Source organism: Jeotgalibacillus aurantiacus, assembly GCF_020595125.1.
Lineage (GTDB): Bacteria > Bacillota > Bacilli > Bacillales > Jeotgalibacillaceae > Jeotgalibacillus > Jeotgalibacillus aurantiacus.
On sequence record NZ_JACNMS010000001.1, the window covers coordinates 34,907 to 58,609 of the forward strand.

Consider the following 23,703-nt stretch of genomic DNA (forward strand, 5'->3'; position numbering starts at 1 on the left):
ATTTCCTCCTAAATATCGTCATGATCTCCATCTACAATGATGTCATTTAATCGGTTTGAGAATTGCTCAGCCGCATTCATTCCCATCCGCTTCAAACGGAAATTCATCGCAGCGACTTCAATGATAACGGCCAGGTTTCGTCCGGGACGAACCGGCAGCGTAATTTTCGTGACGTCTGTATCGATAATTCTCATCGTCTCTTCATCCAGACCAAGACGATCGTACTGCTTCGTCTTATCCCAGATTTCAAGATCAATCACCAGCGTCACCCGCTTATGGCTGCGGACAGCACCCGCACCAAACAACGTCATCACATTGATGATGCCGAGTCCGCGGATTTCAAGCAAATGCTCAATCAACTCAGGTGAAGAACCGATCAGCGTATCTGTATCCTCCTGACGAATCTCCACGCTATCATCCGCTACAAGTCGGTGACCACGCTTGACGAGCTCGAGTGCGGTTTCACTTTTACCGACACCGCTCTTCCCTGTGATCAGTACACCGACTCCATAAATATCAACCAGCACACCATGCAGGGCAGTGGATGGCGCAAGCTTACTTTCAAGGAAATTTGTCAGACGGCTTGAGAACCGCGTTGTCTTCACAGGCGTCTTCATCACAGGCACCTGATTACGTTCAGAAGCTTCAATTAACTCAGCCGGAACCTCTATATCGCGGGATAAAATAATCCCCGGTGTATTGTCCGTACAGAGCTGGCCCATCCGATCCTTCTTTTCATCAGTCGAAAGAAGCTCATAAAAAGACATTTCCGTTCGTCCAAGCAGCTGAATCCGCTCAGCCGGATAATAGCTGAAATAACCCGCCATCTCGAGTCCGGGTCTTGAAATATCACTCGTCGTTACAGGACGGTGAATCCCTTCTTCCCCACTGACGAGCTCCAGACCAAATTTTTCAATAATATCATTCGTCGTTACCTTTGGCATAAGAAGCCTCCTTGCATGTTTTCTCACATACTGTCTATTGTAGCACTTTGAAAATTGATTCACTAGATTAGATGACCGAAACATCCTGTGAAAAGGTGTCTGATTTCCACTCGTCATACGATCTTTTTCATGATGCAACTTGATTGACGAGGAGGAACTCTATGGCAACGATTGTTCTTGATGCAGGTCACAGCTACAACACACCGGGTAAAAGAAGTCCGGATGGGATGAGAGAGTTTGCCTTTAACCGGGCTGTCTGCCAGGCTGCAAGAAAGAAGCTCGAATCACAAGGAATACGAACCATCTTGACGCATCGCGATGACCGGGACGTTCCATTAAAAGAGCGGACAGACCTGGCCAATCGCGAAAAAGCAGCGCTGTTTATCTCTATTCACGCCAATGCTTATGGATCAGGAAACTGGAATGACGTCCACGGGATCGAAACGTATATCCACTCAAAAAACGACTCGCAGTCAAGGTCTCTTGCAGAAGCCGTTCACTACTCACTCATTAAAGAGACACGGCGTAAAGACCGCGGCATCAAAACGGCAAATTTTCACGTTCTGAGAGAAACCGTCATGCCTGCGGTGTTAATTGAATGCGGCTTTATGACCAATAGAGAAGAAAAAAAGCTCCTGGCCAGTGAGGATTACCGGACCCTCTGCGGTCACACCATCGCAGCCGCTATCCTTACCTTTATCGGTGTCAAAAAAACACTGTATCTCGTCCAGACAGGTGCATTCAGCTCGATTGAAAATGCGAAAAAGCAGGCACAAGCTTTGAAGAATGCTGGGTTTGATGCAATGATTATGGAGAAATGACCTCTCAATGTCTCACAAGCGGTTTGCTTGAATGATGCACTCTTCATGAATTGTCGGAACGCGAGCAGTACAATCTCTTTTCGACAATTCATACCGCTCTTACAACACATTCGATGCTTCTAGCGACAGAAATCTGCTCGCGATCACCATTAAAACTGAAGCTTGCGACAAGATCGCGCTTGTTTTAAAGGGAGTCGACATAAACAGCCTGGCGGTCGACAGAAAGCCGAGCGCTTTCAACAGAAATGACTCAACGATCAACAATTCGGTCCACAACCCCAAAACAAAACACCTTCTGTTTGTCACGCGAGCAGCGCAATCTCTTTTCTACAATTCATACCGCTCTTACAACACATTCGCTGCTTCTAGCGACAGAAATCTGCTCGCGATCAACATTAAAGCTGAAGCTTACGACAAGATCGCGCTTGTTTTAAAGGGAGTCGACATAAACAGCCTGGCGGTCGACAGAAAGCCAAGTGCTTTCAACAGAAATGACTCAGCGATCAACAATTCGGTCCACAACCCATAAACAAAACACCTTCTGTTTGTCACGCGAGCAGCGCGAGTTCTTTTCGACAATTCATACCGCTCTTACAACACATTCTTTCCTTCTATCAACAGAAATCTGCTCGCGATCAACATTAAAACTGAAGCTTATGACAAGACCGCGCGCTCTTACGACAAGGCCTCGCTTGTTTTAAAGGGAGGCGACATAAACAGCCTGGCGATCAACAGAAAGCGTTGTCGTTACGACAGAAAATTCACGGCTTTTAACAGTAATTTGATAAACCTTACATTCACTAAATAGTGCGTAGCATTTCATGAAGTGTCACATAAAAAAAGGGATCAAACTCAATGTTGAGTTTGATCCCTTTTTTTATGCCACGGTTTCTTTACTGGAGGACGAAAACCTCAGCTTTAACCCTACTGCCAGAATCCCAAGAGCACCAAGCAGACCGATACCGCCTACTGCCCAATAAAAAATCAGCAGGATCCATTTAAAAAACCCGATGATATCCGTATTCCATGTGAAAAGAGCCAGCACTGTAAACAGTACGCCTATTCCAAGCATAGAAGCTCCTACCGTTCCGAACCCGAACCACATGATTCTTTTAATAAACGTTTCCACCCCGATCACCTGCCTTATGTAATTAATCTTACTATACCATCTTAGGCCTCATAAAAAACATTTCTTAAAATAGAAAAAGCCCCTCCGTCAGTCTGGGGGGACGAAAACGGAGGGGCTGTTACGCTGTTAAACCTGGTCATCTTATTAGACGTTTAAACGTCTGATTTGGTTTCATTTTTCCCTTTAGATGAATGTATGCTGATCGTGCCGGTTTTAGCATCGGCTTCAAGCAGTAATTTCGATGCATGTTCCCGATTACGTGTGAAATGTAACTTACGCTGCATCATTTCTTCACGTTCTTCCACATGGTCCATATCATTAAAGTCTACATGGAATTTCCCGAAGTTTGATTTTAATGTACCATCAAGAGAAAGCTCATCCGGAACCGTAATTTCAATCGCTCCTGCAAGCGTGGAAGCATCGATTTTACGGGCGGTTGTGCTTGTCGTTGTTACGCTGATCTTTCCATTTACCGACTGCGCATCAACAGCATCAATCGCTCCTTCAAGAACCACCTTGCCATTCACAGAATCCACATCAATGTAGTCTGCACGTGCGTTCGTGACTTCAATACCGCCATTGGCTGTTTCAAGCTCCGCTTTTTCTACCAGCATATTGGACAGCTCAATTTTTCCGTTAGCGGTTTTCACCTTCACTTTATTAACATTCCCGCCATCACCGTGGAATTTCCCGTTAAACAGACGGATATCCCAGCGGTCATAGTTCGCTTTTGGCACATACAACACTGTATCAAGCTTGATCATTTTCAGATCCGATAAATAGCGGAGCTTTTTGAATTTCGTCTCAAATACAACCTGCTCCTTCAGCTGATTCACCGCTTTTTGCTGATCCTCTGAACGGTACACCTTCACCTCACATTCTGCGCGGACAAAATCCTCATCCCACGGACGGATCGTCACTTTACCATTTGCAATGCTGACCTCAATATCGAGCAGCTCCGTGTTTTCAGATTCAAACACATGCTTGAACTCGAGTGAAGGACCCATATTGAATTCAAGATCCATCCCTTTGACTTTGTCGAAAGCAGTCTGAACAAAATCCATCAGTTTCTCAGTAGACTGATTCACTGATTTCTTCGTTTTCTCAGCGCTTGATTTACTCCCACTCATTTTCGAACCGCCGAACAGATCCTCAAAGTTAAATGGGAAGTCGGTTTTCTTAGACCGCTTCTGCTCCTGATGAGGTTCAGAATAAGAGGATCCGGATTTCTGATGCGTTTGGCCGGACGTTTTCGATTCTTCCTGTGTGCTGTATGAAGACGATGACTCTTTCTTCGGCTCTTTTTCCAGTGCTTCTAAAAGAGTTAATGCCTCTGATGCTGTAATCGTGCCTTTTTCAACCATACTTAAAATGCGTTTACGTTCGTTTTCCATCGTATTTGACACTCTCCTTGTGTTTGAAATTGCCATAACAACTGTGTGGAACGGTCTCTGACTGATTATACGCAGCAGCCCAACGAAAGGTTTCATTTTTTATCAGCATGGCACATTTCAGGGGGTTGGATCACTGCGTTGGCTTCATCCCTAGTATGGCAAAAGAAAACAAATGGGCCACCGGTCTGAAGACTGAGTGGCCCATCATTCTGCGGGCTTATTTTTACGATGAGGTGACTGCTTCACCTGTTCGCTTCGCCATCCGTTCATCCATCCGGCTTCTATCCCGCTCCAGTACAGGCTTCAAATAACTGCCTGTGTAGGATTCCTTCACTTGTGCAATATCTTCAGGTGTTCCTGTGGCAAGTATGGTTCCACCACGGTCGCCACCTTCCGGACCGAGATCAATAATATAATCAGATGCTTTAATGACATCCAGATTATGCTCGATCACCAGAACTGAGTCACCGTTTTCTACAAGGCGCTGTAAAACAGTCAATAGACGGGAAATGTCATCCACGTGCAGCCCCGTTGTCGGTTCATCGAGAATATAAAGGGAACGTCCCGTTGAACGGCGGTGCAATTCGGAGGCCAGCTTTACACGCTGGGCTTCCCCTCCGGATAAAGTCGTAGCAGGCTGACCAAGTGTAATATAACCAAGACCAACATCCACAATCGTCTGAAGCTTACGGCTGATCTTCGGAATATTTTCGAAGAACTTCAGTCCATCCTCCACCGTCATCTCCAGCACATCCGCAATATTTTTGCCCTTGTATTTTACTTCAAGCGTCTCTCTGTTATACCGTTTTCCGTGACAAACCTCACAAGGAACGTATACATCAGGCAGGAAGTGCATTTCAATTTTGATAATTCCGTCTCCGCGGCACGCTTCACATCTTCCGCCTTTGACATTAAAGCTGAAACGTCCTTTTTTGTACCCACGGACCTTTGCTTCGTTCGTTGTGGCAAACACGTCACGAATATCATCGAATACGCCCGTATAAGTCGCTGGATTTGAACGCGGCGTGCGTCCAATTGGAGACTGATCGATATCAATGACTTTATCTAAATGATTAACCCCTTTAATCGATTTATGCTCCCCCGGCTTCACCTTAGATTTATGAAGCTTCTGGGCCAGCGATTTATGGAGAATGCTATTGATCAGCGTACTCTTCCCTGAACCGGAAACACCTGTTACAGATGTGAACAGACCAAGTGGAATCTTCACGTTTATATCCTTCAGGTTGTTCTGTTTAGCACCGGTAATTTCAAGCATTCTTTTCGCTGCAGGCTTTCTTCGTTCAGCAGGCAGCGGAATAAACTTCTCACCGGATAAATACTGGCCTGTCAGCGATTTTTTATTTTTCATCACTTCTTCAGGTGTACCTGCGGCCACAACCTCTCCACCATGGACACCGGCACCAGGTCCGATATCTATCAGATAATCGGCAGCTACCATCGTATCTTCATCATGCTCAACAACAATGAGTGTATTCCCTATGTCACGCATGTTTTTCAGCGTGCTGATCAGACGGTCGTTATCACGCTGATGCAGACCGATGGAAGGCTCATCCAGAATGTAAAGAACGCCTGTCAGCTGGGACCCGATCTGTGTAGCCAGTCTGATCCGCTGCGCTTCCCCGCCAGACAGCGTTCCTGCTGCACGGCTTAACGTTAAATAGTCAAGTCCGACATTTACGAGAAAGCTTAAACGCTCATTAATCTCACGCATAATCAGGCGTGCGATCTGCATTTCTTTTTCCGTTAAGGAAAGACCACTGAAGAATGATCTCGCTTCTTCAATAGAAAAGGCGGTGACATGTCCGATGTGCAGATCGTTCACTTTTACAGCAAGACTCTCACGCTTCAGGCGGTGACCCTCACAGGAAGGACAGTTTTGCTGCGCCATGTACTTTTGCATCTGCTCACGAATATATTCCGAGCTCGTTTCCTTGTAACGGCGCTCCACGTTCGGCAGTACGCCTTCAAAAATAATATTGTTTTCTCTTACCTGACCAAAATCATTTTCATAGCGGAAATAAATTTTATCTTTTCCTGACCCGTAGAGGATTTTATCCATTTTCTTTTTCGGGATCTTTTTAACCGGAATAGTCATATCAATATCGTAATGCTTACATACAGCTTCAAGCATTGAAGGATAATAATTGGAGCTGGTCGGTTCCCACGGAGCGATCGCATGCTCTTTCAGCGTGCGGCTCCAATCAGGAATCACTAGATCGAGATCCACCTCAAGCTTTGTACCGAGTCCATCACAGTCCGGACATGCCCCAAACGGCGAGTTGAACGAGAACATACGCGGCTCAAGTTCATCAATTGAAAAACCGCAGACCGGACAGGCGTGATGCTCATTAAATTTAATTTCCTCTTCCCCGATAATGTCTACAATCACATTCCCATCTGCAAGTCGAAGCGCGGTTTCCAGTGAATCAGCGAGTCGGGATTCAGATCCCTCTTTGACAACGATGCGGTCAATAATCACTTCAATCGTATGTTTTTTATTTTTATCCAGATCGAACTCTTCGCTAATATCACGCATTTCCCCGTTTACACGGACGCGTACGTACCCCTGCTTCTTAATATCTTCCAGTACTTTCGCATGCGTCCCTTTACGTCCTGAAACGAGTGGTGCAAGCACCTGAAGCTTGGTTCTTTCAGGATATTCAAAAATGCGGTCCACCATCTGTTCAATCGTCTGAGATGTGATTTCAATACCGTGGTCCGGACAGAACGGTCTGCCAATCCGTGCAAATAACAGACGCAGATAATCATAAATCTCGGTTACGGTTCCAACTGTGGAACGCGGGTTTCGGCTCGTCGTTTTCTGGTCAATGGAAATCGCCGGTGAAAGTCCTTCGATCGTATCTACATCCGGTTTATCCATCTGTCCAAGAAACTGTCTTGCATAAGCCGAAAGTGATTCCACGTATCGGCGCTGCCCTTCTGCATAAATCGTGTCAAAAGCAAGCGACGATTTCCCCGAGCCGGATAAGCCTGTCATGACGACAAGCTTATCCCTTGGGATTTTGATATCAATATTTTTAAGGTTATGGGCTCTGGCACCCTGTATCGTAATATGGTCTTTCACCATGTTCTGGTCATCCTTCCGCTTTCAATTCTAAAATGAGATCACGAAGCTCTGCAGCCTTTTCGAAGTCAAGCGCCCTTGCTGCTTCCTTCATTTCGATTTCCATAGACTCAATGACTTTTGCCCGTTCAGGCTTGGACAGCTTCTTCATTTTCTCTGCCGGTGACACATACTCTTCGGCTTCCTCGGCAGCATGGGTTGCACGGATGACATCACGGATCGCTTTATTAATGGTTACCGGTGTAATGCCGTGTTCTTCATTATAAGCAATCTGCTTTTCACGACGCCTTGCCGTTTCATCAAGTGCCCGCTGCATGGAATCGGTGATTTTATCAGCATACATAATGACATGTCCATTTGAGTTACGCGCTGCACGGCCAATCGTCTGGATCAGTGAACGGTCTGAGCGCAGAAAGCCTTCTTTATCGGCATCCAGAATGGTAATGAGGGATACCTCAGGAATATCCAATCCTTCCCTTAAGAGGTTGATCCCAATCAGGACATCATATTTACCTACACGCAGGTCACGGATGATTTCAATCCGTTCAAGCGTTTTAATTTCAGAATGCAGATACTGCACCTTAATCCCGATTTCCTTCAGGTAATCAGTCAGATCTTCAGACATCTTCTTCGTCAGGGTGGTTACGAGTGTCCGTTCATTTTTCGCGATCCGCTCCTGGATTTCACCGAGCAGATCATCAATTTGTCCTTCACTCGGACGTACCTCAATGGTCGGATCCAGCAGACCCGTCGGACGGATAATCTGTTCAACCATTTCATTTGTATGTTCAAGCTCATAAGGACCCGGTGTAGCTGAAACATAAATCGCACGGCTGACATGCTTTTCAAACTCTTCGAAACGCAAAGGACGGTTATCCATCGCAGACGGTAGACGGAAACCGTGATCCACCAGCACTTTTTTACGCGCCTGGTCACCGTTAAACATGCCGCGGATCTGTGGGAGTGTCACATGCGACTCATCAATGACAAGCAGGAAATCATCCGGAAAATAATCAAGCAGCGTATAAGGTGTTGCGCCTGCTTCCCGTAATGTCAGGTGACGGGAATAGTTTTCAATGCCTGAACAGAACCCCATCTCTCTCATCATTTCAAGATCGTAACGTGTACGCTGCTCGAGACGCTGCGCTTCCAAAAGCTTATCTTCCTCTCTCAGAACCTTCAGCTGCTCTTCAAGCTCTTTCTCGATGTTTTCAATGGCAATTCTCATCTTTTCTTCACGCGTAACAAAGTGGGAAGCCGGGAAAATCGCAACATGATCACGGTCACCCAAAATCTCGCCAGTCAGTGCATCCACCATGCGTATCCGGTCAATTTCATCTCCGAAAAACTCCACACGGATACAGTGCTCATCATTTTTAGCAGGGAAAATTTCCACTACATCCCCACGGACACGGAAAGTCCCCCGGGTAAAGGCAATGTCATTCCGCTCATACTGAATGTCAACGAGCCTTCTCAGCAGTTGATTCCGTTCTATCTCCATACCGACTCTCAGTGAAACAACCAGCTCCTTATATTCTTCCGGAGAACCGAGGCCGTAAATACAGGAAACTGATGAGATAATGATGACGTCATCCCGTTCAAATAAAGCGGAAGTTGCCGAGTGACGGAGCTTATCGATTTCATCATTAATACTTGCATCTTTTTCTATAAAAGTATCGGTCTGAGGTACATATGCCTCAGGCTGATAGTAATCATAATAGCTGACGAAATATTCTACAGCATTGTTTGGAAAGAACTCTTTAAATTCACTGTATAGCTGTCCTGCCAGCGTTTTATTATGGGCAATGACCAGCGTCGGTTTTTTTACTTCCTGAATGACATTTGAGATGGTAAAGGTTTTTCCTGTACCGGTAGCCCCAAGTAATGTCTGATGGCGTGTCTTTTTTTCCACACCTTCTACCAGTTTTTTGATTGCTACAGGCTGATCGCCCGCAGGTTTGTAAGATGACTGAAGGTCAAATGACTGCACCATAATAAAAACGCCTCCTGTTGTAAATGCAAAAATAACTCTTCTATCTATTCATACCCTTTATCATGAAATGAAACAGGGGAAAATTCAAATTTGTTGTCTCATTCAAGTTTAGCATAGTGGGATATAGAAAAGATAGTAAAAAGGGAACGTATGTTTGATCTTTTACAAACCCGGCCCGTCCTCATCCTCCGCTTTCCGTGGCCGGGCGGTGAACCCACTGTGCTTCGCACATCGGTTTCACCTGTCCCTTTCCGCCACAGGAGTCTGCGGATGAGGACGGGCCTTAAATAGTTTCTTTCCCAAATATATTTATAGAAAAAATTCAGGAATTGATATTTACTAAATTTCGAAATCAGAAAAACATAAAAGCACACATACTTTAGCGCTGTTTCACTAAATCTTGCCATCAGGCCACCCATTTAAACAAAATTAACCCTTTATCCCTTGTTTCGCGGGTTTTGTGGTGCTAATATAAGCTAAATCAGTTAACGGGGTGAAGGAAAATGGGGATTCATCATTATTTTAAGAGCCTGTCGGATATGGAAAAGCTGTACCGCTGTCCGGGGAAGTTTAAATATAATGAGCATACGGTGGCTGCTCATTCATTTAAAGTGACGAAGATTGCTCAGTTTCTCGGTACGGTTGAAGAGCATCATGGCAAACAGGTGAATTGGAAGGATTTATATGAGAAGGCATTAAATCATGATTATCCTGAGATTTTTACAGGGGATATTAAAACGCCGGTGAAGTATGCCTCTGATGAGCTGAACCGGTTATTCAGCCAGGTGGAGGAAGAAATGGCGCATAAGTTTGTTACTGAGGAATTTCCTGAGGAGTACCAGGCGATTTATCTTGAGCGTTTCAAAGAAGGCAAAGACGGCTCACTTGAGGGGAAAATTCTTGCAGTCGCGGATAAGATCGACTTGCTATATGAGTCCTTTGGGGAAATTCAGAAGGGCAATCCTGAACCGATCTTTCTGGAAATTTATCAGGAGGCACTGACAACCATTGTCCGCTATCACGAAATGACGAGTGTTGATTTCTTTTTAAACCGCGTGCTGCCGGATATGCTCGCTGAAAAGTTTATTCCGCACAGCGAGCTGAGCAAGATCACTCAAAATCTTATTGCACCATCACAGTGAGTTCAGTATGATGGACTCATGAGGTGAAACACGATGGAGACTAAAATTCTTCTTGCAATGGTCGCACCAGCTATTTTAGTCATATTATTTACACGCGTTACTTACAGCCGTACCATTGCCATGATTCTGACGGTTGCCCTGATTGCCGCTTCTTCATACAAGGGGTATGTGGAAACGTGGTACGTCGTCATCATTGATGCTGCTTCATTGACTGTGGGGCTTTGGTACGTCAACCGATATATGAAAAAGTACAACGAAAAACAGCGCGGTGCCGTATAGGCCGCGCTGCTTTTTTTATGATGCCTGGTACCTTGAACGATTCTCAATCAGAATCAGACCAAGCTGGTAATGCTGTCCTTCATGAAGGGCTGTCTGTGCGTATCGGACTTCCCCGTCATAATTTAAAATTTCAAGCTTGCAATGAGCAAGATTTTTTTGCAGCGCCGCATACATCTCTGCTTCATTTTTAACGAGCTGACCATTCACTTTATGAATGATCTCCCCTCGAAGCAGCCCCATTTTGGCAGCCGGTGACCCGGGAAGAACTTCGATAATCATCACTCCGCGTTCCTTATCGATGAAATGATACCCGGAATAACGGCATAATGCCCTTGTTCGGAGAACGAGCACAAGACGCCCGATGAAAGCCGTGGCAAATGCCACATAGATCAGAACGGGTGCGTAAATGGAGCCCGCCGCGATCCCCCCGCACAGGAGACCAAGCCAGATGACCTGCGCTGAAATCCGTTTTAAAATACTGTCAGGCAAGTCATGTACAACCGTCAGCTGAAATCCGATGACAGCCGGTAAAATCAGCAATGAGTAGCTGCCGCCGGTTTCAATCAGCGGCCACCATCCAAGTGCAGTGATGGCACCGTCCGGAACCGGAATCAGCAGCGGCACGAGCCACATTCTTTTCGTAAAGAAAGCGCCAGCCTTCATCCCTCTTGGTGTCGTAATAAATCTCGGGGATGTATTTTTGCCTGCATTTAAGCGGATTAGCAATCCTTCACCGACCAGCAACAGAGACATGACAGCCGCTGCGGGCAGCAGAAGTTCTGTTGACGGCGCAGGAAACCACTCCGGCAGCGTCACATTAAAAAACGTAATCGCGACTGCTCCTCCTGCCACAATAGGAAACAGAAACGCTGACGACAGCAATCGGAATTGACCCGTGAGCATAATCAGCAGTGTCAATGCACTGACCGTATAAATCCAGTACAGATTTAACGGAATCCCTGCACCGCTGAGTACAACTGAAAATAGGAGTCCAAGAATCAGTGACAGACCGAAAAATCCAGCCATCTCTATATACCACGGTTTAACAGATGTACGCAGATCTTTCCGTTCACGCTTAACCCGCCAGACACCTGCCAATCCGGCTGCGACTGCTCCTATGTATAAAACCGGATTCAGCAAAATAGACAGCCCAGCCGTTAAAAGTTCTGAAAACCATTGATCAATCAAACTATCCCTCCCGGATTCTGACATAATAAAGGTAGCTTTATTGTATCAGACAAGGAGTGATGCCGCATGAGAATTTCGATACTTATTGATTTTTACCCAGAAAATCGAGTGCTGACTGGAGCTGGTGATCATGATTGGCATTTTCCTGATAGGCTGTAAGCGTCTCTTCTAGCTTTTTCAAAGTAGAAGTATTGACCTCACCCGTTTCTTTTAAGCCGGCGGTTTTTTGAAATTTCATAACCGCTTCCTCTGTTTTTGTATTAAAGTAGCCATCTTTACGGTCAATTTCATACCCGAGCCCCTCTAAAAGTCTCTGCAGGGACGCAATTCGTTCATCATTCATCCCTTTTTTCAGAATAACGGCGGATTGCAGCGGTGAGAGTGAGAAAATATCAGGCTGCACGACTTCAATCGTCGGTTCAATTCCTTTCTTATGAATCCAGCGTTTATCAGGCGTCAGCCATTTCGATACCGTCAGTTTCATCTGACTGCCATCCCCGAGATCAAGCGACTGCTGGACCGTTCCCTTACCAAACGTTTTCGTTCCAATCAGTGTTGTTCCTTCAACTTCTCTCATCGCAGCAGCTAAAATCTCCGCTGCCGACGCACTTCCTCCATCAATCAGGACAACTGCGGGATATTCTTTTTTCTCCTTCGTTTTGGCAGTTAAAGGCTCACGATTTCCGTTTCGCTCCTCGACATACATAAAAGGCTTGCGATCTGTGATAAATGGATCAAGTACTTCTTCCACACTGGATAACAGCCCGCCAGGATTGCCCCTGACATCAAGGATCAGCCCTGTTATCTCCTCTTTTTCAAGTTTTTCAAGCGCTTTTTGAACGTCCTGGCCGGTGCCCTCTGCAAAAGTCGTAATTTCAATGTAGCCTGTTTTCACACCATCCTGTTCAAACACGCTGTGCGATACGGTTTCAATTGGGATATCGTCACGAACAACCGTTACCGTTAATTCCTTTTCACTCTGTCCCCGTTCAATATTTAACTGAACCCTGCTTCCTTTTGGACCGCGTATTTTCGATGTTAATTCGTAAATCGTCAAGCTTGCGACTTCATCCCCGTCCACTTTTTTGATCACATCATTCGGCTTAAGACCTGCTTTTTCAGCCGGGGATTCCTTTAAAGGAGATACCACAACAAATTGTCCGTCCTGCTTCGTAATTTCCGCACCGATTCCGCTAAATGAAGAATGTAATGATTCATTAAACTGCTTTGAAGCGTCCTTGTCCATGTAAACAGAATATGGATCGTTCAACGCCGCCACCATGCCTTTTAAAGCACCATCCATCAGCTTGTCAGCATCTACTTTGTCCACATAGCTTTCCTGAATGATTTTCTGCGCTTTTTCAATTTTTGAAAGCGTGACCTGCTCATCTGTTGTTTCAGGTACCCGTTTCAGCCACATCCGGTCCACTCCGAAAAAAAGACCGGCACCCAGTGCTACACATATAATCATCATGAGCGCTTTCCTCACTTTTCCCCCGCCTTTCAATTGCATTTCTCACCTAGGCTATGACGGCTTGTACGAGGATAGAAGTCTGTCAGTGATTTCAGTCAGCTTTTTCTGATCCACCGGACCGGGAATCCGTTCAAAAACCCGGCCGTCCGGTGTCAATATAATCGTTGTTGGAATGACCGAAATACGGAAAGTCTCCTGAAGGACACCCTCCCTGTCAAGACTTACCGGAAGTGAGAGCCCTTCCTCATCCAAAAATTTTTTCACTGCATCTGCACCCGATTCATCCTTCGTTAAATTGACTGCGATGATCGAAGCCCGTTCCCCTTCTGTCCGGTAAAATGCCTCAAGCTCAGGCATCTCCTCCACACATGGCGGACACCAGCTCGTCCAGAAATTTAAAATAACCGGCTTACCCTTGAGAGTATCACTGGAGATCCACGTACCATTCATCATTTCAAGTTGAAAATCTGGTGCTTTTTCATACGTTTCGGATCCCGACACCGCTTCTGCTTTTTCCGACTGTTTAAATCCAGGCTCCGTCCGATCTTCTACACCCATAAAAAACATCACAAAACAAAGACTCATCATCAAAAGCCAGGCCAGTCCACGTTTTCTCACCGTAACGGTCCCCCTTTTTAGTCATCCTATGCCTTGGAAGAGAGAAAAAGACGGGTAGAGAATTTAGTGGCGTGTGGAAAAATAATAGAGATTATTGACTGCCGGAGTAGAGGAAGTATACCTGAGTGTTATTCTCCAGAGGTTAGTGATGGAATTAATTTCTGGAAAGAAGGGATTTCAGAGATTAATGAAGGAATCCGTCACCTCAAAAGAAGGAATTAGTGAGGCTCCTTGAGGTAGTGAAGGAATTAAATTTTCAAAACGAAGGAATCGATTTCTGGAAAGAAGGGATTAATTTTTCAAAAACCTGAATAAGTTTGCGCAGTGATGGAATCCCGCGCCACCACGCCCCCATACCCCATACGAGTGTCCCTCAGCCAAAAACACAAAAAACCGGAACCACTCAAAGAGTAGTCCCGGTTCATTTAAGAGTATTAGAATCCGATGTATTTACGTGGGTTTACAGCGTTTGATTTTGCTCCGTTCCAGCCGCCTTCATGGATTTCAAAGTGAAGGTGCGAGCCGAATGAAAAACCTGTATTACCCATGCCACCAATGTATTGACCTGGTTCAACATACTGATTGTTTGATACAGCAATACTGCTTAAGTGTGCATAAACAGTTGTAAACTGCTGACCATTAATGTTGTGAGCAATCATAATCATATTTCCATAACCGCCGTTATGACCGGTAGATGCTTCAATCACATAACCGCCAGCTGCTGCCACGATTGGCGTTCCAGTTGGAGCAGCTACGTCAATACCATAATGGTAACGTGGCTGTCCGTTAAGAATGTCGTAACCAAATTCTGATGTTGTTCTTCCAGATGCCGGGCGTACCCAGTCACCTGTTACTGGTGCAGTTTGCGCCGGTGGTTGTGATGTTTGTGAAGAACCGCCACCTGACGTCTGGCTGGCTGCAGCAGCCTGTCTTTCAGCTTCTGCTTTACGCTGTGCTTCAAGCTCTGCCTGGCGCTCAAGTTCACGCTGACGTGCAAGCTCTGCAAGGCGTTCCTGCTCTGCTACAATACGGTTTTCAACATCTGCTGCAAGCTCTTTCAGCTCACTGTCTTTTTCTTCAAGCTTGGACTTTTCTTCTTCAAGCTCAGCCTGTTTTGCTTCAAGGCTTTCCATCAGGTCATTTTTATCTGCTTTTTGACCATCAAGATCTGCTTTCAGATTATCAAGATCCGCTTTTTGTGCTTCAAGATCAGCTAATTGCTGCTGAACTTCAGCTTCTTTTTGCTCAAGTGTTTCTTTATCTTTACGCTGTTCTTCCATGATTTTACGATCTGCATCCACTAGTGTGTTAACCGCTGTGAAACGGTCGATGAAATCACCGAAACTTTCAGCGCCAAGCAGTACGTCAACATAGCTGACTGACCCGCCTGAAATCTGAATTGCACGTGCACGTTCCTGTAGAAGTGCGTCACGCTCTTCGATTTTCTTTTTAAGCTCTTCAATTTCAGTTTGTAATTGAGCGATTTGAGCATTTGTCTCATCAATTTCTGCTGAAACCTGGTTAATTTGTTCTGTTGTGCTGGCAATTTTAGCATCAAGCTCTTTAATTTGAGCTGTTACCGTTTCCTGCTCCGCTACGATTTCTTCGATACGTGAATTCGTTGTTGAAATTTCACCGCTGATCTCTTCACGCTGGTTTTCGATCGTTGAACGTTCTTCTTTTAAGTTATCCAATGACTCAGCACTTGCTGTATTTGAAAAAGCAGGAACGCTGCTTACAACTAACGCTGTTGCTAATGACAAACTGACGAATGACTTTTTCACAATCTGTTCTCCCTTCGAATCTAATACTCTTTTTTTCTATCTTTAAACGCGCAGGAATTTTCTGACGGACATAAAGCTTCCCCATACGCCGATTACGACGCCCATCAGAAGAATTAATGCGTTAATTTGATAAATGAATGGTGAGAAATCAAGCAGCTGGATAAATGAATTCTCCAGTCTTGGTTCCATAAACTGCGTAATGTTGTAATAAAGCAGTGTAACAACGGTAATTGGTAAAATGGAACCGATGATACCCAGCCAGATCCCCTCAAGAATAAATGGAATTCTGACGAACCAGTTGGAGGCTCCAACGAGTTTCATAATCTCAATTTCCGTCTTTCTAGCCATAATGGTGATTTTAATGGTGTTTGAAATCAGGAACATTGCGGTAAACAGTAAACCGAAGATTAAAACGGCACCGACGTTCCGGCTGACTTCAAGGACACTGAACAGCTGATCGATTTTCCCTTCTCCGTACTCGACACTGTATGTGTTATCAAAATTTTCGATCTGTGTAGCCAGACGCTCAGTCTGTCTCGGATCGACTGCTTTGACAACAAATTTGTCGCGGAGCGGATTGTTTTGTTCGAACAATGCCATGTCTTCACCAAAGCTGCTTACTAGACTTGAAAGCTCTTCTTCCTTAGATGAAAAGGTGATCGATTCGACACCGGATAATTCATCCATTTGCTGTTCAAGTGAAGCAATAGCTGTTTCATCAGCTTCCAATTCAACGTAGACATTCATCTCTACATCATTTTCTATATCATCAGCTGCTTTGTTCATATTTAACATAAGCGCAGTGAATACACCGACTAAAAGTAGTGTAACGGTAACGGCACTGATGGATGCGAAAGTCATCCAGCCGTTTCGTGCGAGGCTCTTAAAGCTCTCTCTGAAGTGTCTTGAAATTGTTCTAGTTTTCATAACCGTAGTCCCCCCGCTGTTCATCACGTACAATAACACCATTTTCGATGGCCAGTACTCTGTGACGGATCGTGTTGACTATTTCGCGGTTATGCGTAGCCATTATTATCGTTGTACCTCTCGAATTAATCTCTTCGAACAGGTTCATAATTTCCCATGAAGTCTCCGGATCAAGATTTCCAGTCGGCTCATCGGCAATCACCACTTTTGGTGTATTAACGATGGACCTTGCAATCGATACTCGCTGCTGTTCTCCTCCGGAAAGCTCATCGGGCATCATGCGGGCTTTATGTTTCAAACCAACAAGAGAAAGGACTTCCATAACCTTCTCCTTGATTACCTTTGGCTGTTCCTCAATTACTTCTAAGGCAAATGCGACATTTTCATAAACCGTAAGCTTATTCAAAAGCTTAAAATCCTGAAACACCACACCGATGTTTCTTCTTAAGTAAGGCACTCGCTTATTTTTTAAGCTGCCAATATCAATTCCATTAACGGAAATGGTACCCTTCGTCGGTTTTTCTTCACGGTACATCATTTTAATAAATGTTGATTTACCGGCTCCGGACGGTCCGACAACATAGACAAATTCGCCGGGTTGAATCTTAACATCAAACCCATTTGCAGCCATGATGCCGTTCGGGTATTTCTTGTAAACCTCTTTCATCTCGATCATATCATTACTCACCTTATCGCTGTATTTCATTCTATGATGATCTTCGCCTGGCTGCAGATTCAATTCGACAGCGCCAAAACATTGTATTTATAGGAATAAATAGCTATCTGTCAAACATGGACGGAATAGCTCGAATTTTTGGCACAAGAGTATTATATCATTCTAAGAATTTTTGTTAACGATATTTATATTACATTTATATTTCTTAACTGCAACAAAAAAAGAATCTTTTACCAATTTAGGCAAAAGACTCTTTTATTTTCCATCCTTATTGCTGTTCAGAAAGCCATTGTGCGACAACCTCTGCCTCTTCACCTTCAATTAAATTGCCAGGCATACGGCCTTTACCATTTTGGATGATGTCCAAAATTTCGTCATAACTGTAGCGTGATCCGACTTCTTCCAGGTTCGGGCCGCTACCACCTTCCAGATTATCACCGTGACAGCCGGAACAGTTTTGAACGTAAATTTCGCGCGGATCCAGCTCACCTGAAGATGCTTCTTCTCCTGATCCACTATCGGTCGCTTCCTCTCCACCACCACACGCACCGAGGACGAGGACTGACCCTGCAGCTAATGCTAACCACCATTTCTTCATTTCTTCACCTCATTCTTCAATTATTCACTTTCTTTTATATAAATGAAAGTGAATGGTTCTTTTTCCAAAATAACATTCTATTCCCTTTTAAAACCTTCACCTAAGACTTCGGACGCATCATTTACAATGACAAATGCTTTCGGATCAATCTTTTTAACTACGTTTTTCAACCTTGTAAATTCAGTCTGATCAATGACACACATTAAAATTGGACGCTCGTGATCTGTATAGCCGCCATACGCCGACAGCTTTGTTACACCCCGATCCACTTCATCAAAAATAGCCTGACTGATTTCTTCCTGACGGTTGGTAATAATATGCACCATTTTCGAACGATTTAACCCGACTTGTACCAGATCAATCGTTTTACTCGTTACATAAAGGCCGATCAATGCATATAGTCCCGCCTCAATGTCAAAAACGAGTGCGGCTGCAAGCACAATCATTCCGTCAATAAAAGCAACACACGTCCCAAGACCAAATCCGCTGTACTTATGTATAATCTGTGCGGCAAGGTCTGTTCCACCTGTAGATGCTTTACCTCTAAATACAATTCCTAAACCTATCCCAACGCCAATTCCGCCGAACAATGCACCGAGCAGCGGATCCTCCGTCCAAGGCTCCCAGCTTTCAGTCAGCAGCACGTAAAATGGAAGCACCACTGTGCCTACAGCCGTTTTTAAGCCAAACTGAAGACCAAGAAAGATCAACCCGGCAATAAATAAAGGAATATTAAATGCATACTGAACGTAAGCCGGCCGCCAATCAAACAACCCATTTAAAATGGTACTGATCCCGCTCACTCCGCCGGATGCCACATTATTCGGCAAAAGAAACACGTTAAACGCCACTGCAACAAAAAACGCCCCAATTAAAATATACACAAAATCGAGCACGACAGGCCATTTTCCAGACGCTTTCGGTACTCTCCGATTCCGTTTTTTCATCAATCGTTCATCCTTTCTTCACACGTTCGACAACGTTTTGCAGTATAGCACGAAGTCCGGCCCGTGTGAATGCTGTCAGGATAGAGCGTTAGTGTGGTAAAGGATTGTGGTAGCTGGAGGCACGGGATGGGAATGCGACGGTGCTGAAGCCGGGGAGAGGATGGAAGCGGGATAGCGATGGAGGCGGAGGCGGGGATGAGAGCGGGATAGCGATGGAGGCGGAGGCGGAGATGAGAGCGGGCGTGACGTGCATCAACAGAAACGGTCGTCTTAACAACAGAAACATAACTGCTTAAGACAACTTTTAAGCTCCTTACAACAATTTAACCTGCTCTTTAAACATTATCGCTCTCGGTCTGAAACCGATTGACAGAATCATCACCGCTTACGACCGAAACGCCGGCGCTTACGACAAAGATTAAACTCAACTGTTCAACAACTCACCAGCAAATTAATTAGCCACTCTCAAAAAAAGGCGACGCTAACTAACGTACTAACCGACAGTACAACACAATCAACAAAATTCATCTTCCTTTCAACAGAAACATCCTCTCTTACAACAACTTCTCAGCTCCTTACGACAATTCAGCCTGCTCTTTTAACATTATCACTTCCGCTCCCAGGCCGATCGACAGAAACATCACCGCTTACGACAGAAACGCCCACCTTTTCAACAAATTGAACGCTGCTCACATCTCCCAGTGCAATATGCCTTACTCTATGCCACTCCAACAAGCAAAAGAGCCCAAACAAAATTGGGCTCTCTCATCAAATCATTTAATTCGTAATCTTCGAACGCAGATAAGCATTGATAAACGGATCCAGATCGCCGTCCATTACGCCCTGTACGTTTCCGGATTCGGTACTCGTGCGGTGATCCTTCACCATGGAGTATGGGTGGAAAACGTAAGAGCGGATCTGGCTTCCCCAGCCGATTTCTTTTTGCTCGCCGCGAATATCAGCAAGTTTTTGCTCCTGCTCTTCGATTTTCAACTGGTAAAGCTTAGCTTTCAGCATCTTCATCGCCTGATCCCGGTTTTTAATCTGGGAACGCTCAGACTGACACGATACAACGGAACCAGTTGGAATGTGCGTGATCCGGACCGCTGAATCGGTTGTATTGATGTGCTGACCGCCGGCGCCGCTTGCACGGTACGTATCGACTTTCAGATCCTCTGTGCGGATTTCGATTTCAATTTCATCATTAAATTCCGGCATAATGTCACACGATACAAACGATGTATGACGACGGCCTGATGAATCGAACGGAGAAATCCGGACGAGACGGTGTACACCTTTCTCAGCCTTCAGATAACCGTAAGCGTTATGCCCTTTAAATAAAAGCGTAACTGATTTAATACCGGCTTCATCTCCCGGAAGATAGTCAAGCGTCTCCACCTTGAAGCCACGCTTTTCACCCCAGCGCTGATACATGCGCAAAAGCATAGAACCCCAGTCCTGAGACTCTGTTCCACCTGCACCCGGGTGAAGCTCCAGGATGGCATTGTTTTTATCATAAGGCTCACTCAACAGAAGCTGCAGCTCAAACTCATCAAGCGTCTGTCTGAATTCCTTCAGCTCTGTCACAAGCTCTGCCTTCATATCCTCATCAGGCTCTTCACGAAGCAGTTCAAGCGTTAACTCAAGATTTTCCTGCGTATCAACGAGGTTATGGTAGCCATTTACGACATCTTTTAAGCCGTTCTGTTCACTGATGATGCCCTGTGCTTTTTGCTGGTCATCCCAGAAATCAGGCTCCACCATTAATTCATCAATTTCCGCCAGTCGTGCCTCTTTGTTTTCTAAGTCAAAGAGACCCCCTGAAGTCCGCCAAAACGCTGGCTGTTTTTTCGAGCTCGTTTCTTACATCTGATAATTCCATGTCAAAAGTCCACCTTTATTTTCTATTTTTAAATGCGTGCCCATGAAAGTCCCGTACTTGATGAAGTACGGGACTCTATTGATCATCAATTATTGAATGGCACCGTGACAGTTCTTAAACTTCTTACCGCTGCCGCATGGACATGGATCGTTCCGTCCTACTGTATTTTCACGGCGAACCGGTGCAGGCTTTTTCTTAGTTGCGCCTTCTTCTTTAGGATTAACCGCCTGACCCTTTGCGACTTCCTGACGCTCAAGGTTGCTGCGGATTTCCGCTTTCATAATATACTTGGTTACTTCTTCGTTTACAGACTCTTGCATCGCTTCAAACATCGCGAAGCCTTCATTCTGGTATTCACGAAGCGGATTAATCTGACCGTACGCACGAAGGTGGATTCCCTGACGAAGCTGATCCATCGCATCAATATGATCAATCCATTTCGTATCGAGAGAACGCAGAAGCACTACTTTTTCGAACTCGCGCATTCTTTCGCCAAGCTCTTCCTCACGTGCATCGTAACGCGCCATAACCTTATCCATGATAAACGACTTCATGTCCTCATTCGATTTTCCTTCAAGGTCAGATGCCTTAATTTCACCTTCCGGCAGAAGGTTCGCGAAAATGAAGTGCTCAAGACCTGTCAGATCCCATTTCGCTGTCTCCTCAACCATTGGTGCATGTGCATCGACTGCACCGTGAACCGTAGACTCAATCATTTTCTCAATGATGCCGCGCAGGCTGTCTGAATCCAGAATTTCGTTCCGATCTGTGTAAATGACTTCACGCTGCTGACGAAGCACATCATCATATTCAAGAAGCTGCTTACGCGCATCAAAGTTATTACCCTCAACACGCTTTTGTGCAGATTCAACGGCACGGGTGACCATCTTACTCTGGATCGGCTGCGAATCATCCATACCAAGACGGGTCATCATGTTTTTCATGTTGTCCGACCCGAATCGGCGCATCAGATCATCTTCCATCGAAAGATAGAACTGCGTTACACCGGGATCTCCCTGACGGCCTGAACGTCCACGAAGCTGATTATCGATACGGCGTGATTCATGACGCTCGGTACCGATGACCGCAAGCCCGCCAATTTCCTTTACACCATCACCAAGTTTGATGTCTGTACCACGACCAGCCATGTTTGTAGCAATCGTCACAGCACCACGTTTACCGGCATCAGCAATAATCTCCGCCTCACGACCATGATTTTTCGCATTCAGGACGTTGTGCGGAATGCCTTTTTTCTTCAGCTCATTAGCAATGATTTCAGACGTTTCAATTGCTACTGTTCCGACCAGCACCGGCTGGCCTTTTTCATGACGTGCAGCAATATCTTCAACCGCAGCGGCATATTTCCCTTTGATGGAGGCATAAATAAGATCCGCTTTGTCATCACGAACGATTTCCCGATTTGTTGGGATTACCACAACACGCATATTGTAAATGTTGCGGAATTCCTCTTCTTCCGTTTTCGCAGTACCCGTCATACCGGACAGCTTTTCATACATACGGAAGTAGTTCTGGAACGTGATCGAAGCCATCGTCATCGATTCATTTTGAATCTCAAGACCTTCCTTCGCCTCAATCGCCTGATGAAGACCGTCACTGTAACGGCGGCCCTTCATTAAACGACCCGTAAACTGGTCAACGATCACAACCTTGCCTTCCTCCACGACATAATCTACGTCAGCCTTCATCGACGCATGCGCTTTTAGCGACTGATTAATGTGGTGGTTCAGGGTTACGTGAGCATAGTCAAACAGGTTATCAATACGGAACGCTTTCTCAGCCTTTGTAATTCCATCCTCTGTCAGCTGAACACCCTTCGTTTTTTCATCATACGTATAATCCTCATCGATTCGAAGATTACGAACAAATGCGTTTGTCTGAATATACAATTGCGTATTTTTCTGTGCCTGACCCGAAATGATTAATGGTGTACGCGCTTCATCAATTAAAATCGAGTCAACCTCATCGATCACGGCAAAATGAAGCGGACGCTGAACGCGCTGCTCTTTATAAAGCACCATGTTATCACGAAGATAGTCAAACCCAAGCTCATTATTCGTACTATATGTGATATCAGCCAGATACGCCTCGCGCTTCTGGTCCTTATCCATACTGTTCAGGTTTAACCCAACTGTCAGTCCAAGAAACTGATACAGCTGACCCATTTCCTCAGCATCACGGCTGGCAAGATATTCGTTGACTGTGACAACATGAACACCTTTCCCAGTCAGTGCATTTAAATAAACCGGCATGGTAGAAGTCAGTGTTTTACCTTCCCCGGTTTTCATCTCAGAAATATTCCCTTCATGAAGGGCAGCCGCACCCATGATCTGCACGCGGTAAGGATCCAGTCCGAGCACACGTTTTGCTCCAACCTTCACGACCGCAAATGCTTCAACCATCAAATCATCAGTCGATTCACCTTTTTCATAACGCGCTTTAAACTCTTCCGTTTTTGCACGAAGCTGATCATCCGTCAGCTTATCCATCTCAACCGCTGCAGTCTCAACCTGCTCAGCCGTCTTCTCAAACCGTTTCACATCACGCTTATTCCCATCAAACACCTTGTTTAAAATTCCAAGCATGTTAACGCTCCTTTATTTAACGGACAGCCAGCGCCATCCTTCCTTATCAAAATCAGCGGAACATTTTATTCCCCTGCTTTGCAATCATTAAACATATGGATACACGTACTTATCTTACCATTACATAAGAAGGGATACAAGAAAAGGGGGGATGGGTGTGGGTAAAGAAGGAAGAAGATTGCGTGAAATTTGCCTTAC

The 23,703-nt window shown here is 45.2% G+C and carries 18 protein-coding genes; 3 read left to right on the forward strand and 15 right to left on the reverse strand.

All coding sequences use genetic code 11. The features are described from left to right. Positions 1-8 precede the first annotated feature (8 nt). A complete protein-coding gene (gene hprK / locus H7968_RS00230) occupies positions 9-944 on the reverse strand; it encodes an HPr(Ser) kinase/phosphatase (protein WP_227394247.1) in 936 nt (311 codons plus the stop codon). 161 nt (positions 945-1,105) lie between these two features. On the opposite strand from hprK, the gene H7968_RS00235 reads away from it, so the two are divergent. After that, positions 1,106-1,765, forward strand: coding sequence for an N-acetylmuramoyl-L-alanine amidase (locus H7968_RS00235; protein ID WP_227394248.1), 660 nt, complete (start codon positions 1,106-1,108; stop codon positions 1,763-1,765). An 877-nt stretch (positions 1,766-2,642) separates the two neighbouring features. Here the strand turns inward: H7968_RS00235 and H7968_RS00240 are convergent. The 4 genes from H7968_RS00240 to uvrB form a co-directional block, all read right to left on the reverse strand. Further along, on the reverse strand, positions 2,643-2,894 hold the full coding sequence (locus H7968_RS00240; protein WP_227394249.1) for a hypothetical protein: 252 nt from the start codon (positions 2,892-2,894) through the stop codon (positions 2,643-2,645). A gap of 152 nt (positions 2,895-3,046) precedes the next feature. Next, a complete protein-coding gene (locus H7968_RS00245; protein ID WP_227394250.1) occupies positions 3,047-4,288 on the reverse strand; it encodes a DUF4097 family beta strand repeat-containing protein in 1,242 nt (413 codons plus the stop codon). Between the two features lie 223 nt (positions 4,289-4,511). After that, positions 4,512-7,397 carry an excinuclease ABC subunit UvrA gene (gene uvrA, locus H7968_RS00250; RefSeq protein WP_227394251.1) on the reverse strand — a complete coding sequence of 962 codons (2,886 nt, stop codon included), beginning with the start codon at positions 7,395-7,397 and terminating at the stop codon, positions 4,512-4,514. 7 nt (positions 7,398-7,404) lie between these two features. Continuing rightward, positions 7,405-9,387, reverse strand: coding sequence for an excinuclease ABC subunit UvrB (gene uvrB / locus H7968_RS00255; protein ID WP_227394252.1), 1,983 nt, complete (start codon positions 9,385-9,387; stop codon positions 7,405-7,407). 503 nt (positions 9,388-9,890) lie between these two features. Here uvrB and H7968_RS00260 point away from each other — a divergent pair. After that, positions 9,891-10,529, forward strand: a complete 639-nt coding sequence (locus H7968_RS00260; protein ID WP_227394253.1) for an HD domain-containing protein — start codon at positions 9,891-9,893, stop codon at positions 10,527-10,529. A 33-nt stretch (positions 10,530-10,562) separates the two neighbouring features. Beyond that, positions 10,563-10,808, forward strand: coding sequence for a CsbA family protein (locus H7968_RS00265; RefSeq protein WP_227394254.1), 246 nt, complete (start codon positions 10,563-10,565; stop codon positions 10,806-10,808). 15 nt (positions 10,809-10,823) lie between these two features. On the opposite strand, the gene H7968_RS00270 is transcribed toward H7968_RS00265, so the two are convergent. The 10 genes from H7968_RS00270 to secA form a co-directional block, all read right to left on the reverse strand. After that, the gene (locus H7968_RS00270; protein WP_227394255.1) at positions 10,824-11,996 is read right to left on the reverse strand and encodes a PDZ domain-containing protein; all 1,173 of its coding nucleotides are present in this window, start codon (positions 11,994-11,996) and stop codon (positions 10,824-10,826) included. 82 nt (positions 11,997-12,078) lie between these two features. Then, on the reverse strand, positions 12,079-13,470 hold the full coding sequence (locus H7968_RS00275; RefSeq protein ID WP_227394256.1) for a S41 family peptidase: 1,392 nt from the start codon (positions 13,468-13,470) through the stop codon (positions 12,079-12,081). 51 nt (positions 13,471-13,521) lie between these two features. Then, positions 13,522-14,088: a TlpA family protein disulfide reductase gene (locus H7968_RS00280; protein WP_227394257.1), complete on the reverse strand. Its 567-nt coding sequence runs from the start codon at positions 14,086-14,088 to the stop codon at positions 13,522-13,524. Positions 14,089-14,522: 434 nt separating this feature from the next. After that, positions 14,523-15,872 (reverse strand): murein hydrolase activator EnvC family protein, encoded by a 1,350-nt coding sequence (locus tag H7968_RS00285; RefSeq protein WP_227394258.1) that lies wholly within the window; start codon positions 15,870-15,872, stop codon positions 14,523-14,525. Between the two features lie 42 nt (positions 15,873-15,914). Next, the gene (ftsX, locus tag H7968_RS00290) at positions 15,915-16,799 is read right to left on the reverse strand and encodes a permease-like cell division protein FtsX (RefSeq protein WP_227394259.1); all 885 of its coding nucleotides are present in this window, start codon (positions 16,797-16,799) and stop codon (positions 15,915-15,917) included. Then, positions 16,789-17,475 (reverse strand): cell division ATP-binding protein FtsE, encoded by a 687-nt coding sequence (gene ftsE / locus H7968_RS00295; RefSeq protein ID WP_227394260.1) that lies wholly within the window; start codon positions 17,473-17,475, stop codon positions 16,789-16,791. The genes ftsX and ftsE overlap by 11 nt, the downstream gene beginning before the upstream one ends. A gap of 268 nt (positions 17,476-17,743) precedes the next feature. Beyond that, on the reverse strand, positions 17,744-18,073 hold the full coding sequence (cccB, locus tag H7968_RS00300; RefSeq protein WP_227394261.1) for a cytochrome c551: 330 nt from the start codon (positions 18,071-18,073) through the stop codon (positions 17,744-17,746). A 77-nt stretch (positions 18,074-18,150) separates the two neighbouring features. After that, the gene (locus H7968_RS00305; RefSeq protein ID WP_227394262.1) at positions 18,151-19,020 is read right to left on the reverse strand and encodes a YitT family protein; all 870 of its coding nucleotides are present in this window, start codon (positions 19,018-19,020) and stop codon (positions 18,151-18,153) included. A 777-nt stretch (positions 19,021-19,797) separates the two neighbouring features. Then, positions 19,798-20,902 (reverse strand): peptide chain release factor 2 gene (gene prfB, locus H7968_RS00310; protein WP_227394263.1). Its coding sequence is split into 2 segments (ribosomal slippage): positions 19,798-20,829 and positions 20,831-20,902, totalling 1,104 coding nucleotides; the frame shifts between segments, so codons are not numbered across the junction. 89 nt (positions 20,903-20,991) lie between these two features. Next, positions 20,992-23,505 (reverse strand): preprotein translocase subunit SecA, encoded by a 2,514-nt coding sequence (gene secA, locus H7968_RS00315; RefSeq protein WP_227394264.1) that lies wholly within the window; start codon positions 23,503-23,505, stop codon positions 20,992-20,994. Between the last annotated feature and the right edge of the window lie 198 nt (positions 23,506-23,703).

Excerpts from the sequence above, each read along its gene's own strand:
- hprK (WP_227394247.1), bottom strand. The coding sequence starts at position 944 with ATGCCAAAGGTAACGACGAATGATATTATTGAAAAATTTGGTCTGGAG.
- H7968_RS00235 (WP_227394248.1), top strand. The coding sequence starts at position 1,106 with ATGGCAACGATTGTTCTTGATGCAGGTCACAGCTACAACACACCGGGT.
- H7968_RS00245 (WP_227394250.1), bottom strand. The coding sequence starts at position 4,288 with ATGGAAAACGAACGTAAACGCATTTTAAGTATGGTTGAAAAAGGCACG.
- uvrA (WP_227394251.1), bottom strand. The coding sequence starts at position 7,397 with ATGGTGAAAGACCATATTACGATACAGGGTGCCAGAGCCCATAACCTT.
- uvrB (WP_227394252.1), bottom strand. The coding sequence starts at position 9,387 with ATGGTGCAGTCATTTGACCTTCAGTCATCTTACAAACCTGCGGGCGAT.
- H7968_RS00260 (WP_227394253.1), top strand. The coding sequence starts at position 9,891 with ATGGGGATTCATCATTATTTTAAGAGCCTGTCGGATATGGAAAAGCTG.
- H7968_RS00265 (WP_227394254.1), top strand. The coding sequence starts at position 10,563 with ATGGAGACTAAAATTCTTCTTGCAATGGTCGCACCAGCTATTTTAGTC.
- H7968_RS00275 (WP_227394256.1), bottom strand. The coding sequence starts at position 13,470 with ATGATGATTATATGTGTAGCACTGGGTGCCGGTCTTTTTTTCGGAGTG.
- ftsX (WP_227394259.1), bottom strand. The coding sequence starts at position 16,799 with ATGAAAACTAGAACAATTTCAAGACACTTCAGAGAGAGCTTTAAGAGC.
- ftsE (WP_227394260.1), bottom strand. The coding sequence starts at position 17,475 with ATGATCGAGATGAAAGAGGTTTACAAGAAATACCCGAACGGCATCATG.
- cccB (WP_227394261.1), bottom strand. The coding sequence starts at position 18,073 with ATGAAGAAATGGTGGTTAGCATTAGCTGCAGGGTCAGTCCTCGTCCTC.
- H7968_RS00305 (WP_227394262.1), bottom strand. The coding sequence starts at position 19,020 with ATGAAAAAACGGAATCGGAGAGTACCGAAAGCGTCTGGAAAATGGCCT.
- secA (WP_227394264.1), bottom strand. The coding sequence starts at position 23,505 with ATGCTTGGAATTTTAAACAAGGTGTTTGATGGGAATAAGCGTGATGTG.